Source organism: Pseudomonadales bacterium, from assembly GCA_024234215.1.
GTDB lineage: Bacteria > Pseudomonadota > Gammaproteobacteria > Pseudomonadales > UBA5862 > JACKOQ01.
On the sequence record JACKOQ010000006.1, the window covers coordinates 78,503 to 93,378 of the forward strand.

Here is a 14,876-nt window from a genome sequence, read left to right on the forward strand (position 1 = left end):
TCAGAATCCAAGGCTGGAGAGAAGATCGTCGACCTCATCCTGTCCGGAAACCACGGTCACATTTTTTTCTCCATGGACATTGGGTCCGGCCAGGGCGACTTTCTGAGGCTCGACACTGTCGCCTGTCTCAGCATTGATTCCGGCAATTTTCTCTACGCTGCTGGCCATTCTGACCAGTTCCACCAGACTGTTTTCGACCTCCTTGACCAGCGTGATGACCCGCTTGATCACCTGTCCGGTCAAATCCTGATAGCCCTGCGCCATCAGAATGTCGTTGAGCGAATTCTGCATCCGCTCTGCTCTGACTTCGGTGCCGTCGAGGTAGTCACCCACGCGCTGGTAAAGATTCCTGAACTCCTCGGGAGTCAGCTCCCTTCTTTTGAATCGCTTCCAATCTTCATTCAGGTCCTTTGAGGTAGAACGTATTTCATCCGCGATCGGCACCGCTTCATCGACTTTGTCCATCGTCAGATTGGCCGCGTCATCGGTCATTTTGATGACATAGCCAAGCCGGTCCGATGCATCCGAGATCTTCGAGATTTCCTCTTGGGCCTCTTCACCGATACCGGCGTCGATGTGAAAATCCATCAATGCATCGTGCAGGCCACGGGTGAGTTTTCCCACCTCTTCATAGAGCTTTCTCTCCCGCGCGGCATAGATGTCACCCAGCAACTTATGCGTGTCATAGAGATTGCCGCTTTCAAGGTTTTCAACCAAAGAACGTGCCTTGTCCACCAGATGCTCCATGGTTTCGTCACGCTCGATGTGCTGTTCCATCTGAATCATTGTATTAGCCTCCCATCTTCGTGATCAGGCCGCGATTCGTTCGAAAATCTTCTCGATTTTCTCTTTGAGCGTGGCTGCCGTGAACGGTTTGACCACGTAACCGCTGACCCCCGCCTGGGCGGCCTCGATGATCTGCTCACGCTTCGCCTCCGCCGTCACCATCAGGATCGGCAGATTCTTCAGCCGCTCGTCGGCACGTACCGCTTTGAGCAAATCAAGACCGGTCATGCCTGGCATGTTCCAGTCGGTCACCAGAAAGTCGTAGTTGCCCTTTTGCAGCATCGGCAGACCGGTCAGGCCATCATCGGCCTCATCGGTATTGGTGAAACCGAGATCCCGCAACAGGTTCTTGATGATGCGTCGCATCGTCGAGAAGTCGTCGACGATGAGAATTTTCATGTTCTTGTCCAAGGAAACCTCCACTCGCTGCAATCCGAACATCAGGCGTCATACCCACTTCCACAAGTCTAGACGGGGATGGCGAGCTGGCCAGTTTTTTACCCGGATAAATGCATCTGACAGGCAGAAGCACGCACGATGGCCAAGCCACCGACAGAGACGCCGACGGCCGGGAAGGTATTTATCCTTTGAAACAGCAGGTTAGCTTGATCGCCAGCTCGACAGACGCGCCCGCAGCCGCAGTGCGGCCTGGCTGATGATCTGGCTGATGCGCGACTCGGTGACGCCCAGCACCGCCGCGATCTCCTTGAGGTTCAGCTCTTCGTCGTAGTAGAGCGACAGCACCAGCTGCTCGCGCTGCGGCAACTGGCCGATGGCACTGCCCAGCGCGGCGATGAAGTGCTCGCGCTCGATCTGTTGCTGTGGTCCGGCATGAGATCCGGGTAGATCGAACTCATCACCCTCATCCTCTTCGGCCTCGGGCAGCAGCTCCTCGAAACTTTGCAGCTTGGCGAAAGCCTGGTCCTGCAGCATGGTGTGGTAACTGGCAAGGTCCACACCCAGTTCCGCGGCGATTTCACTCTCTCTGGCCTCTCTGCCAAGGCGATTTTCCAGCAGCTGGATCGCCTCGCTGATGGCACGTGCGTTGCGGTGCACCGAGCGTGGCGTCCAGTCGCCCTTGCGCACCTCGTCGATCATCGCGCCACGGATGCGAATGCCGGCATAGGTTTCGAAGCTGGCGCCCTTGCCGGCATCGAACTTCTGCGCTGCCTCGATCAACGCCACCATGCCCGCCTGCACCAGATCCTCGATCTGTATCGTCGGTGGCAGGCGACACAACAGGTGATAGGCAATGCGTTTGACCAGTTCGCTGTGGCGCGTCACCAGTTCACTGGTCGTGCAGCGCGACGCCTCGGCGTAGAGCGTGTGGCGCACGGTTCAGCCAGTCGCCCGCAGCGGCGCCAGCAGCCGCTCGACGAAGAACTGCAAATGGCCGCTGGGTGTTTTCGGAACCGGCCAGGCGATCACTTTTTTGGCCAGCTCCTGAAAGGCCTTGGAGGCCATGGCGCCAGGATAGAGCTCATAGAGTGCGCGCTGGCGCTTGACCGCCTTGCGCAGAAAGTCATCGTAGGGAATGAAGCCGCACAATTGCAGGGAGGCATCCAGAAAGCGGTCGGTCGCCTTGGTCAACTTGGCGAAAATCTGGCTCGCCTCCTGCGGCGATTTGACCATGTTGGGCAGAATACGGAAGCGGCTGAGACCATGGTCACGGTTGAGCACCTTGATCAGGCCATAGGCATCGGCGATCGAGGTGGGCTCATCACAGACCACCACCAGCACCTCCTGACTCGCCCGCACGAAGCTGACCACGCTGTCGGAGATGCCGGCGGCGGTGTCGATGACCATCAGGTCAAGCTCGTCATCCAGTTCGCTGAAGGCGTGGATCAGACCAAGATGTTCGCGCGGATCGAGCCCGACCATCTTCTGCGTGCCGGATGAGGCCGGAAAGATCCTGATGCCGTTCGGACCATCGAGCATCACCTCCTTGAGTCCGCATTCACCATTGATGACGTTGGCGAGGTTCTTTTTCGGCGTCAGTCCCAGCAGGATGTCCACGTTGGCCAGCCCGAGGTCGGCATCGAGCAGTGCAACCCTGCGACCGAGATCCGCCAGCGCCAGACTCAGGTTGACCGAGACATTGGTCTTGCCGACGCCGCCCTTGCCACCAGTCACGGCAATGACCTGTACCGGGTGAAAACTGTTCATCCTGCGAAATGCTCCTGACAAAGTGGTGAGTCGGGCATGGCACCGCTCAGGCCGGCACGGCAAGCGTGCTCTCCTGAGAGGCGGGAGATGCCCAGATCAAATCCTGTTTCATGCCGTTCTGTTCGGTTTCCATCAGGTCGACGGCCTGGCTGACCAGTTCCAATGCACTCGGCAGTCTGATGTCATCGGGAATCGATTGGCCATCGGTGACATAGGCGATCGAAAACTGCCGTTCGATCACCACCTCCAGCGCCTCGCCCAGGCTGCACGCTTCATCGAGTTTGGTCAGCATCACCCCGGCCAGATCGATGGCGCCGTAGTGCCTGACGGTCCGCTCCAGCACCGAACGCTGACTGGTGCAGGGCAGCAACAGATAGCTGTCGATGGGGGTTCTGGCACTCGACAGCGTGGCAAGCTGGCTGGCGAACTGCTCGGAGGCAGGATGCAGACCAGCGGTGTCGATCAGAATCAGCCGGCGGTCACGCAGGCTGTGCAGCACGGTGTCGAGATCACGGCGCTCATCGACCACCTTCACCGGGATGTCGAGGATTCGCCCAAAGATGCGCAGTTGTTCATGAGCGGCGACACGGTGGCAGTCGGTGGTGACCAGTGCGACCTGATCGGCCCCATGCCTGAGTACATGACGTGCCGCCAACTTGCCCACCGTGGTGGTTTTGCCGGCACCGGTCGGACCAATCAGCGCGATCACGCCACCCTGCATGGCGCGGTCTTCGCCGACGACCGGAATTCGGGCAACCAGTTCCCCCAGCACTTCACGCCAGACCAGCTCCGACTCAGCCGACACGTCGGCGTCAAACCGATCGAGCAGTCTGGCAGCGAGCCTTGCTGACAGACCAAGACGTTGCAGTCTCTCCTCGAGCGTGCGGCGCCACGGGGATGGCGGAATGGATTCGCCCTGCGCATGCAGCGGTGCCGCAGCGGGCGCAACGATCCGTCTGCTCAACAACTCACGCACCCCCTGCAACTCGTTGCGCAACTGCTCCAGTTCATGCCGTTCGGCCCACTGCGTCGAGACCGTTGCGTGCGCTCCATTCTCCGCAGCACCCTTTGGCAGTTCAGCAGACTTGGGCGTTGCGATCGGCTGCTGCGTGGGAGGTTGCTCGTTCTGTGGTCTCGCCTGCTGGAACTCCTTGGTCAACATTGATGCCACTTTCTCACCCAGACGGAACTGACCCGTTCTGGGGAAGCGGATCGCGCTCGGCACTCTGCTCTGGCCGACGGCTGCGCTCGCTGTTCCTTGAGCTGTATCGGTGGTGGCGCTGGCAGGGACAAAGGATGCCATCGCTGTGGCAGTCCCAGTGGCAGGTTCGGCTGGCTGTTGCACTGGCGCCGCAGCCATCGTCGGCGCCGCCAGCGGAGCATCGCCTTGGGGTTGCATCGGCAGCGGGTAATCCGCTGTACAGAGAATTTCGACGCCATTGGCCAGGGTGCGGTTGGCCAGGATCACCGCATCCGGTCCCAAGGCTTCACGCGCCTGTTGCAGGGCAGTGCGGCTATCGGGCGCAACAAAACGTCTTATCTGCATGACATTGATCCAGCTTCAGACAACCCATCAGTGACGACCTACGGTCGCGACCACCATGATCTGCTTGTTTTCAGGCACTTCCTGGTACGACAGCACCGACATCGACACGCCACCGTAACGGACGAAGCGTGCCAGCACTGGCCGCAGCGGTGCGGACACCAGCAGCACCGCACTCTGGCCGTCCATCTCCTGACGCGCGGCGGCTTCGCGCAGCATCCGCTGCATCCGCTCCGCCAGGCTCGGCTCGATCACCATCCCCTCTTCCGGCGGATTTCCGGCGTCGCGCGCCTGTTTATATGAAGAAAGCAACATCTGTTCCAATTGCGGTTCAAGGGTAATGACCGGAATCTCACCGCCATTGCCGACCAATCCCTGAACGATCATGCGCGACAGCGCAATGCGCACCGCGGCGGTCAGCACGGTCGGATCCTGACTCGGTGGTGTCACGGAGGTGATGGCTTCGGCGATGGTCCGCAGGTCGCGGATCGACACCCGCTCGCGCAGCAGGTTTTGCAATATCTTCAGCAGCAGACTGAGGCTGATGCGGTTGGGAATCAGCTCCTCGGCCAGTTTGGGTGAAGACTTGATCAGAAGATCGACCATCTTCTGCACCTCTTCATGTCCGAGCAGGTCGACCGCATGCTCCAGCAGAATCTGGTTGAGATGGGTCGCCACCACGGTGCTGCCATCCACCACGGTATAGCCCAGCGACTGCGCCCGCTCACGCTGGCCGGGATCGATCCAGACCGCCGGCAGGCCGAAGGCCGGATCCTGGGTCTCGATGCCCGGCAGGGTGCCGAACACCTTGCCCGGGTTGATCGCCAGCTCCCGCCCCATCTCGATCCGTCCCTCCGCCACTGCCACCCCCATCAGAATGATGCGGTAGTGGTTCGGCGGCAGCTCCAGGTTGTCGCGGATGTGCACCGATGGAATCAGGAATCCAAGATCCTGCGACAGCTTCTTGCGTATGCCCTTGATGCGCGCCAGCAATTCACCGCCCTGGGTGCTGTCGACCAGCGGAATCAGCCGATAGCCCACCTCGAGGCCGGTCACATCGACTGGCGTCACATCGTCCCAACCGAGCTCCCGCACTTCGGGCGTCACTGCAACCACTGGCGCCTCATCGGTCACCGGTGCCAACAGCGCGCGCTGTTTTTTCTGCTCCAACCAATAACCCAGCGCGCCGGTCGCCGCCGCCAGCACACCGAAAATCAGATGGGGCATGCCCGGAATCGCCCCGATCACCCCCATCACCGCCGCGGTCACCAGCAGAATTCTTGGGGAGCTGAACATCTGCGCGACGATCTGTTCGCTCATGTCACTCATGCTCTCGACCCGCGTCACCATGATCGCGGCAGCAATCGAGAGCATCAGCGAGGGCAACTGCGCCACCAGACCATCACCGATGGTCAGCAATGAGTAGCGGCTCATCGCCTCGGCAAAGCCGAGATCATGCTGCAACATGCCGATGCCAAGACCACCCAGAAGGTTGATCACCAGAATCAGCAGCCCGGCGATCGCATCGCCGCGGATGAACTTGCTGGCGCCATCCATCGCCCCGTAGAAATCGGCCTCCTGTGCGACCTCCCGCCGCCGTTGCTGGGCCTCATCCTGCGTCAACATGCCGGCATTGAGGTCGGCATCGATCGCCATCTGCTTGCCCGGCATGGCATCGAGGGTGAAACGGGCACTCACCTCGGAGATGCGCCCCGCACCCTTGGTCACCACGGCAAAGTTGATGATCATCAGAATGGCAAAGACCACCAACCCCACCGCATAGTTGCCACCGATCACCACCTCGCCGAAGGCCTCGATCACCTTGCCGGCCGCATCACCGCCCTCATGGCCATGCAGCAGCACCACCCGTGTCGAGGCGACATTGAGCGCCAGCCGGAACAGGGTGGTGATCAGCAGCACCGTGGGAAAAACCGCGAAATCGAGCGGCTTTCTGGCGTAGACACAGACCAGCAGCACCGCGATCGACAGCGTGATGTTGAAGGTGAAGAAGAGGTCGAGCAACGCCGCCGGCAGCGGCAGCACCATCATGCCCAGCAGCGCCAGCAGAATCAGCGGAATGCCGAGGCTGCCCTGCAGCAGACGCCGCCAGGCAATGGGTGCCGGGCCCGCATCAAGTCGAGTGTTCATCCGGTTTGTCTCTGTTCAGCAGCGGTGAGGCATCACGGTTTTTTGACGCCGAAATGCCGTTCACCCCTGTTCAGCAAGATGTGTTCCCGCTTTTTCAGCAGGACATTCATCGCATCGAACCAAAGTCGACCGAACCTGAAACGACTGAATTCTGTACCATAGAAAATTATTGACTATGCTATTTCTCAAAGAGGGTCAGCGACTCCAGTCACAAACAGCGCCAACACCGATGCAGTCTCTATCGATCCAGCACGCGCAACCCGGCATGCGCATCATCAACGACATCAAGGATGGCAACGGACGCATCCTGCTGCCCGCCGACTGCACCCTGGATGAGCGCAAACTCAAGGCGCTGCGCAGTTGGGGCATCACCGAGGTGGTGGTGGATGGTGCAGAGGCGCTGCGGCCCGGCAAGGTGGAACTCCCTGAGGCACAGAGCCTGCAGGTGGAAGCCATCGTCTGCGAACGCTTTCGCCACAACGATCCAGCGGATCCGGCCGTTGAAGAGATGAAACGGCTGGTCTTCAACCGGGTGGCCAAACAGTTGGGATATCTGCATGGCACCGCTCAGCGCTGAATCGATTGCGGCCAACACCACCACCGTGGCGTCGCTGCCCGAACTGCATCAGCAGTTGGAAGCCGCCATTCTCTCGCCTGCCAGCACACTGGATGACCTGGCGCGGATCATCGGCAACGAACCTGGCCTCGCCGCCAGGCTGCTCAAACTGGCCAACAGCGCGCTCTATCGACACAGCGGCCCGATCGAAACCATCACCCGGGCCTTGACGCTGATCGGCACCCGACAACTGCAGGAGCTGGCGCTGGCCACGCTGGTGATCGAACGCTTCCGGCTGCTGGAGACCCCGCAGCTCAGCATGCGTGAATTCTGGCGCAATGCGCTGGCCACCGCGATCGCCGCGCGGGTCATCGCCATCCATCTGCGCGAACGCGACAGCGAGCGGTTCTTTCTTGCCGGACTGTTCCACAAGATCGGCCGCCTGGTGCTCTTTACCGACCATCCCGAACTGGCCACACAGTCTCTGATCCAGGCGCAGCAAGCCGGTCTGCTGCTGAGCGATGCCGAGGAGCAGCTGCTGGGCTTTCACCATGCCGAAATCGGCCATGCACTGCTCAAGCAGTGGAACCTCCCGGCCCTGCACTGCGAAGGCGTGCGCCACCACATCGCCCCCTCGATCGCGCCCACCACCAGTGTGGTGGCCTGCATCGTCCACCTGGCCAACTGGCTGGCGGATGGTGCCGCGTTCGGCCATGCCGGCGACCATTTTGCGCCACGGCTCGACCCCGGTGCACTGCGGACACTTGGTCTGTGTGCAGCGACACTGGAGAGCCTGCTGAATGAACTCGAGCGACAGTACCAGGATGTCGAACCACTGCTGCTGGGCGAAACCGATGGCTGAGCCCAACACACTACTCGAGCTGCCGGCTGGCAAGCTGCAGGAGCGCGTCGATTTTCTCGAAGAGCTCAACCGCTGGTATGCGAACGAGTTGGACATTCTCTCTTCGATCGCCGTGGTCTATCAGCACTGCCTTCCGCATGGCAACAGTGAACGGATACTGGGAGCCACTCTCCCTTTTTTGCAGCGTATTGCTCCGTTCAATGCCATCGGTTTTGCACTGACCGACGAAGAGGGCCTCAACTTCAATCTGCGTGGCGTCGGCAGCGGCAGCTTCGATGTCACCCTGCCCCGACTGCTTGATCAGTTGATCGACAATGGCCAGTTTGGCTGGGCGGTCAAGCAGCAGTTGCCCACCCTCTACAAGCAGAAGGAGCAGTTCAACGTCCTGGCCTGTCCGATCGCCGTGCCCAACCAGACGCTCGGCATGATGATCGCCACCTTCGAGGATGAACGCGCCCTGCCGCCTCGGGCACAGCGGCTGCTGATGGCCGTGCTCCAGCATTGTGCCTATGCGCTGCACAATGTGCGGCTCTATCACCAAGTTGAGCGCCAGAACCACTATCTCGAAAAGCTCATCACGGAGCGCAACGACCAGCTCGAACATGCCAGCACATACGATGCCCTGACCGATCTGCCAACCCGGGAGCATTTTCAGGAGGAGGTGCGCCGCGAAATCCAGCGCGCCCAGCGCGACGGCTCCAGCATGGCGCTGATTCTGCTCGACATCGACTTTTTCAAACGGATCAACGAAAGCCTCGGCCATGCCGTGGGTGACCTGATTCTCAAGCGGGTGGCACAGCGTCTGGCCAGCAATGTCCGTGAATATGACCCCCTCTCGCGCCTGGTGCAAAGCAGCGACATCTCCCACGTTGGCCGCTTCGGCGGCGACGAGTTTTGCGTCCTGTTGAGTGGACAGAATGCCCAGAGCCAGATCAACGCCATCATCGAGCGCATCAGCAGGGCGTTGAGCGAGCCGTTCAAGGTGGCACAGCATGAACTGCTGCTCGCCTTCAGTGCCGGCGTCGCCTGCTATCCCGACCATGCCGCGGAGCCCGAAAAGCTGCTGCAACTTGCCGAAATCGCCCTGCATCAGGCCAAGCAACGGGGACGCAATCGCCACCTGCTCTATCAGCCCAGCATGGGACAGGAGTCACTGCATCAGTTGGCCCTCGGCAACAAGCTGCGCCATGCGCTGGTCAATGGCCAGTTCCAGCTTCACTACCAGCCGCAGATCGACATCCGTGAACATCAGGTGATCGGCATCGAGGCGCTGCTGCGCTGGCAGGATGAGAGCGGCGACTGGATCCCTCCCAACCACTTCATCCCGCTGGCCGAGGAGAGCGGCATGATCACGCCGATCGGCGCCTGGGTGATCGAAGAGGTGTGCCGACTGCAAAGCCAGTTGCAAAAACAGGGCTACAGCATCCCGGTGGCCATCAACATCTCGGCCCACCAGTTCACCCATGCCACCTTCCTCGACTCACTGCTCGAAACGATGCGGCGCCATCAGGTACCCGCCGAGTTGATCGAACTGGAGTTGACCGAGCGGGCCATCATGCAGGATGTCCAGGAGACCATCGATCGGCTCCAGGCGATTCATCGGCAGGGCATCAAGATCTCGATCGATGACTTTGGCACCGGCTACTCATCGCTCAGCTATCTGAAGCGCTTCCCGATCGACATCCTGAAAATCGACCGCTCCTTCATCCAGGATGTCGACAGCAACCCCGAAGACGCCGCCATCGTCAACACCATCATCGCCCTCGGCAAGAGCCTCAATCTGCAACTGATTGCCGAAGGGGTCGAACGGGCCGAACAGGTCCGATTTCTGCGCGAACAGGGCTGTTACGGCATCCAGGGTTATTTCTACAGCCGTCCCCTGTCCGAGGCTGATCTGCTGCGCTACCTCGAGCTGGGTTGACAGGCATGACCGCGGTCAGTCGTTGGCGGCTGCCCTGCCCAGCGTGCTGTGGCGAACCGAATAGCAGAAGTAGAGCACCATGCCGATCGCCATCCAGACCACGAAACGCAGCAGCGTCACCGCATCCAGACTGGCAATCAGATAGCCGCAGAACAGAATCGCCAGAATCGGCGTCCACGGCATAAAGGGTGTACGGAAGGGTCTTTTCAGCTCCGGTTGGGTGCGTCGCAGCACGATCACACCGATCGACACCAGCATGAAGGCCGCCAGGGTCCCGACATTGACCAACTCGGCCACTGCACCGATCGGCAGCAACCCGGCCACCAGCGCGACGACCACGCCCGTGGCAATGATGGTGGTGACCGGTGTGCGGGTGCGCGGATGAACCCGGGAAAAAGCCGCCGGCAGCAGCCCATCACGCGACATGGCAAAGAAGATGCGGCTCTGGCCATAAAGCAGCACCAACAGCACCGATGAGAGCCCGGCAATCGCCCCGACGCTCACCAGTCCGGCAGCGGCCGGGCTGCCGATCAGCTCCAGCGCATGGGCCACCGGATGGCTGACGTTGAGCTGACTGTAGTGAACTGCGCCGGTCAGCACCATCGCCACGGCGATATAGATCACCGTGCAGAACAGCAGCGACCCGAGAATGCCTAGCGGCAGATCCCGCTGCGGATTGCGCGCCTCCTCGGCCGCAGTCGAGACCGCATCAAAGCCGATGTAGGCAAAGAAGATCAGCGCCGCCCCCCCCATCACCCCCTGCCAGCCGAACGGAAAGAACGGCTGCCAGTTCCCGACCTGCACCTTGGGGGCCGCCACCAGCAGAAACAGGCCGATCACGGCCAGCTTGACCAGCACCACCACATTGTTGACCCGGCTGCTCTGCCGCACGCCCGCCGCCAGCAGCAGCGTCACCAGCATGATCACCCCTGCCGCCGGCAGGTTGATCCAGCCACCTTCGTGCGGTGCCTTGGTCAGCAACTCCGGCAGATCGAGTCCCATCGCGGTCGACAGCTGCAAAAAGTAGCCCGACCAGCCGATGGCCACCGCCGCCGAGGCCACGCCATACTCCAGAATCAGATCCCAGCCGATGATCCAGGCAATGAATTCGCCCATGGTCACATAGGAGTAGGTATAGGCACTGCCCGACACCGGCACCGTCGAGGCCAGTTCGGCATAGACCAGCGCGGCAAAAAAGCAGGCCAATCCGGCCACGACGAATGAGAGCGACAACGCCGGTCCTGCCTTGGTCGCTGCAGCAATGCCGGTCAACACGAAGATGCCGGCACCGATGACCGCACCAATGCCCAGAAAGATCAGGTCGAACCGACCCAGCGCACGGTGCAGCCCATTCTCTTCACTGAGCGCGAGCGCCTGGCTGATCGATTTGCGTCGCAACAGAGCTGTCAGCATGAGGATAAAACCCTATCTTGTTGTTATTTATGCTGAAGCATCATAGCGTCTTAACTGGACGCTGGCCATGAGCCGTTCCGTTGTATCAGCAGAATCTCTTCGGTCGGCTTGAGCACCGCCCACTCATCATGCGAATAAAGCTTGAGATGACTGATGTGCAGGCTGCCGTTCGCGAGCCCCTGTTTCAGCAGTGAGAGAACATGACGCTGCCGTTCCGACTGCCCTCGGCCAGCAAACTTCTGACTCACCACTCGCAGAACGGTCGCTCCTCTTTTGATCTCCACATCGATCACTGCATCGGGCAGATCCTCAATGATGCAGTGCTCGATCTGTTGCGGCGTCATGGAATCACCACCTCCTCGGCACGGCAACGCTGTTCGATCCAGCGCGACAGCGTGCCATCCTCGATCGCACGCGCGATGGCCGCATAACCACCCACGAGGTTCCCATCCAGAAACAGTTGCGGGTAGCCAGACAGGCCAGAAAACTCCTGCAACAACTCATCAATCAACGGCTGTGCCAGCACATCGACGAAGGCAAACGGCAGTTGTGCGTGGCGCAGCAGCGCCACGACGCGGGCAGAACGCGCACAGCGCGGTTGATCGGGCTTGCCCTTCATGTACAGCAGCAGCGCGAAGTGCCGCAGTTGCGCCCGGATCAGGGACAGGGTCTCGGCACGCCGCACCTCCTGCAATGCCGCAGGCAATGCAGTCAGCGATGGAACTCCCGACCCCGCTGCACAGCAGTCGCAGAACAACGCAGGATCGGCCCCTCCAGAAACGAAATCCGGCGCCCACCGTGACCCGGCAAGCCAACGGGTCATGGCGGGAGGTGCAGTGATCGTACTCATCCTCGATCTCCGTTTCTTCCAGTCTCAACGGTGACAGGCAATCCTCCTGCCAACTGGAAAAATCGGAAAAAACGGTGATCGAGCGTGCAAAACGATCGAAAGTCGAGCTCGGACCCGCCCTTTGCGCCAAGGTCGAGCCTCCGTCCGCTCCAAAAAAGAGCGCAGAAGGCCCGACTCAGCGCAGACTACCCGTCCTCATTCATGCGAAAGAACTGCGCCCGGTAGTGGCTGAGTTCGGCGATCGACTCCTTGACATCATCCATGGCGACATGGGTGGCCCGCTTGTTCAGGCCATTCAGCAACTCCGGACGCCAGCGCCGCGCCAGCTCCTTGATGGTGCTGACATCGAGGTTCCGGTAGTGAAAGAACCGCTCCAGCCGTGGCATGTGTCGGGCCAGAAAGCGGCGATCCTGACAGATGCTGTTCCCGCACATCGGTGAGCGCCGTGGCTCGATATAGCGGCCGAGAAAATCGAGTGTGATGCGCTCGGCATCCTGCTCGTCGACACCACTGGTTCGGACCCGGTCGATCAACCCGGAGACGCCATGGTGGTGCTGGTTCCACTCATCCATTGCCGCCAGCACCTCATCGGACTGGTGAATCGCCATCACCGGACCTTCGGCAACCACATTGAGATCGGCATCGGTGATCAGGGTGGCGATCTCGATGATGCGGTCCCGGTCGGGATCGAGCCCGGTCATCTCCAGATCGATCCAGATCAGGTGGTCGGCACGGCTCATGGCGGTTTCTCAAGGTGACGGAACGGTCATTGTAGCGACAATGCCAAGAGCACGGCATCGACTGCGCAAAACCACGCTTCTGAAGGATGATGCCCAGTCGTGCGCATTGCTATAATCCCGCCGCCCTACCTTTCATCTTTCACGAGCCCCTTCATGCTGGACCCCAAACTTCTGCAGATTCTGGTCTGCCCCGTCACCAAGGCACCGCTGGTCTATCACAAGGAGCGCAACGAGTTGCTGTGCAAAGCCAGCGGTCTCGCCTACCCCATCCGCGATGACATTCCGATCATGCTCGAGTCCGAAGCCCGCCTGTTGACCGAGGAAGAAAAAAAGCAGTTGTGACGGCCGCAGCGGATGGCTCCTCGACACCATCGGGCGCCTGCATCGAAACCGGCATGAAAAAACTTTCATGTGCTGTTTTTTCGTTCAATAATGCAAACCGTCAAGGGTTGCGGCATTCGATGCCGCGCAACGCAGCTTGACGACACACTTTCCAGAACATTCTTTGAAAACAATAAAAACAGGCAGACCCATGCGCAAAAAAAATGACGGGATGTTCTATGGATGGGTTCTTCTGGCCGTGATCAGCCTCTGCTATTTCCTCGGGGTCGGGCTGTGCATGTACGGCCTCAGCGTCGTGCTGCCGCTGATGATCGAGGAGTTCGGCTGGAGTCGAGGTCAGGCCTCGGTGGGATTCTCTCTGCTGCTGCTGGTGTGGGGCGTCAGTGCTCCGCTGGTGTCGATCTTCATCCGCCGATTCAGCACACGAAAGACCTATCTGACGGGCGGCATCCTGATCGTCTGCGGCGCTCTGCTGATCTACCAGACATCCTCTCTGTACATTTTCTATCTGGGTACCGGCTTCTTCATCGCCATCGGTCTCTCCATGACCAGCGTGCTGCCTGGAAGCAATCTGCTGGTGACCTGGTTCGTGCAGCGCCGCGCACTGGCGATGGGGCTGTTCATGGCCAATGGTGGACTGGGAGGCTTCGTGGCCTCACCCATGGTCGCGGCACTGGTGGAGCAGACCGGCAACTGGCGGATCGTCTGGCTGCTGATGGCTGTCTGCGGCCTGCTGGTCGGCCTCCTCGGCTTTTGGGCCATTCGAGAACGGCCTGAGGAGATTGGCCAGCATCCAGACGGTGTCAAGAACCCCGCTGAGGCGCATGTCACCGCAACCTCGACCAATGCCGTGTTCAAGACCAGTGAAAACTGGACCCTGCGCGAAGCGCTGCGCACCCGTTTTTTCTGGCTCACCGTTCTGGTGGCCTGTGCGGCCACCACTGCTTCGGCAACCATCAACGCCCATCTGATTCTGCATCTGTCCGACATCGGTGTCTCATCGCTGGTTGCTGCGAGCAGTCTGGGGATGGTCGCCATCCTCAACTCGACAGGACGCATTCTCAGCGGCGGCATTGGCGACCGCATCGATCCAAGGTGGATTCTGGCCGCAGGCATGGTGTTCCAGGCGATCGGGTTTCTCCTGCTCAATTTCGCCACCTCCCAGCCGCTGGTCTATCTGTTCACGGTGCTGTTCGGGATGGGTATCGGTGTCTACCTGATCGCGCTGACGGCGCTGACCGCCAACTATTTCGGCGCGCTCAACTTTTCCGCCATCGCTGCGATACAGGCGCTCTCCTACACGCTGGTTGCCGCATCCGGACCCATCGCCGCAGGAGCCATCTTCGACCGCACCGGCAGTTATCAGACGGTGTTCATCTCTCTGGCCGCATTGACTGCACTCTGCGCGCTCTGCGTCGGCTGGATGAAACCACCGGTTCGATCAACACCCTCCATTGAAACTGCGGGAAATTGAAGCCTTCGCAAGCCTCCACCATCCGGACCGTTTTCCATTGCAGCGTCGATGTGCTTTTCATGGCAGTTCTGTTCA

At 60.3% G+C, this 14,876-nt stretch carries 15 protein-coding genes; 5 read left to right on the forward strand and 10 right to left on the reverse strand.

Translation table 11 applies throughout. The features are described 5' to 3' along the window. The 6 genes from H7A13_11030 to flhA form a co-directional block, all read right to left on the reverse strand. A complete protein-coding gene (locus H7A13_11030) occupies positions 1-777 on the reverse strand; it encodes a protein phosphatase CheZ (GenBank protein MCP5333868.1) in 777 nt (258 codons plus the stop codon). Positions 778-810: 33 nt separating this feature from the next. Then, positions 811-1,197, reverse strand: coding sequence for a chemotaxis response regulator CheY (cheY, locus tag H7A13_11035; protein MCP5333869.1), 387 nt, complete (start codon positions 1,195-1,197; stop codon positions 811-813). Positions 1,198-1,386: 189 nt separating this feature from the next. After that, complete coding sequence (locus tag H7A13_11040) at positions 1,387-2,121, reverse strand: RNA polymerase sigma factor FliA (protein MCP5333870.1); 735 nt, start codon at positions 2,119-2,121, stop codon at positions 1,387-1,389. 3 nt (positions 2,122-2,124) lie between these two features. Beyond that, on the reverse strand, positions 2,125-2,952 hold the full coding sequence (locus tag H7A13_11045) for a MinD/ParA family protein (protein MCP5333871.1): 828 nt from the start codon (positions 2,950-2,952) through the stop codon (positions 2,125-2,127). A gap of 46 nt (positions 2,953-2,998) precedes the next feature. Next, positions 2,999-4,498, reverse strand: coding sequence for a flagellar biosynthesis protein FlhF (gene flhF, locus H7A13_11050; GenBank protein ID MCP5333872.1), 1,500 nt, complete (start codon positions 4,496-4,498; stop codon positions 2,999-3,001). A gap of 27 nt (positions 4,499-4,525) precedes the next feature. After that, on the reverse strand, positions 4,526-6,643 hold the full coding sequence (flhA, locus tag H7A13_11055) for a flagellar biosynthesis protein FlhA (protein MCP5333873.1): 2,118 nt from the start codon (positions 6,641-6,643) through the stop codon (positions 4,526-4,528). 229 nt (positions 6,644-6,872) lie between these two features. On the opposite strand from flhA, the gene H7A13_11060 reads away from it, so the two are divergent. The 3 genes from H7A13_11060 to H7A13_11070 are packed head-to-tail and all read left to right on the forward strand — an operon-like array spanning position 6,873 to position 9,982. Continuing rightward, positions 6,873-7,220, forward strand: coding sequence for a hypothetical protein (locus H7A13_11060; GenBank protein ID MCP5333874.1), 348 nt, complete (start codon positions 6,873-6,875; stop codon positions 7,218-7,220). Then, entirely contained in the window at positions 7,201-8,061 is an 861-nt protein-coding gene (locus H7A13_11065; protein ID MCP5333875.1) for an HDOD domain-containing protein, read from the forward strand. Before H7A13_11060 ends, H7A13_11065 begins: the two co-directional genes overlap by 20 nt. Continuing rightward, the gene (locus H7A13_11070) at positions 8,054-9,982 is read left to right on the forward strand and encodes a bifunctional diguanylate cyclase/phosphodiesterase (protein ID MCP5333876.1); all 1,929 of its coding nucleotides are present in this window, start codon (positions 8,054-8,056) and stop codon (positions 9,980-9,982) included. The genes H7A13_11065 and H7A13_11070 overlap by 8 nt, the downstream gene beginning before the upstream one ends. 15 nt (positions 9,983-9,997) lie before the next feature. Here H7A13_11070 and H7A13_11075 read toward each other — a convergent pair whose 3' ends face one another. From H7A13_11075 to orn, 4 genes are all read right to left on the reverse strand, one after another. Further along, on the reverse strand, positions 9,998-11,395 hold the full coding sequence (locus tag H7A13_11075; protein MCP5333877.1) for an amino acid permease: 1,398 nt from the start codon (positions 11,393-11,395) through the stop codon (positions 9,998-10,000). A 50-nt stretch (positions 11,396-11,445) separates the two neighbouring features. Further along, positions 11,446-11,739 carry a hypothetical protein gene (locus H7A13_11080; protein MCP5333878.1) on the reverse strand — a complete coding sequence of 98 codons (294 nt, stop codon included), beginning with the start codon at positions 11,737-11,739 and terminating at the stop codon, positions 11,446-11,448. Continuing rightward, positions 11,736-12,245 carry a hypothetical protein gene (locus tag H7A13_11085; GenBank protein ID MCP5333879.1) on the reverse strand — a complete coding sequence of 170 codons (510 nt, stop codon included), beginning with the start codon at positions 12,243-12,245 and terminating at the stop codon, positions 11,736-11,738. The genes H7A13_11080 and H7A13_11085 overlap by 4 nt, the downstream gene beginning before the upstream one ends. Before the next feature lie 185 nt (positions 12,246-12,430). Beyond that, the gene (gene orn / locus H7A13_11090) at positions 12,431-12,985 is read right to left on the reverse strand and encodes an oligoribonuclease (GenBank protein MCP5333880.1); all 555 of its coding nucleotides are present in this window, start codon (positions 12,983-12,985) and stop codon (positions 12,431-12,433) included. A 153-nt stretch (positions 12,986-13,138) separates the two neighbouring features. Between orn and H7A13_11095 the strand changes: the two genes are divergently transcribed. Both H7A13_11095 and H7A13_11100 read left to right on the forward strand, forming a co-directional pair. Beyond that, positions 13,139-13,327, forward strand: coding sequence for a Trm112 family protein (locus H7A13_11095; protein ID MCP5333881.1), 189 nt, complete (start codon positions 13,139-13,141; stop codon positions 13,325-13,327). A 190-nt stretch (positions 13,328-13,517) separates the two neighbouring features. Next, positions 13,518-14,801, forward strand: coding sequence for an MFS transporter (locus tag H7A13_11100; GenBank protein MCP5333882.1), 1,284 nt, complete (start codon positions 13,518-13,520; stop codon positions 14,799-14,801). Positions 14,802-14,876 lie beyond the last annotated feature (75 nt).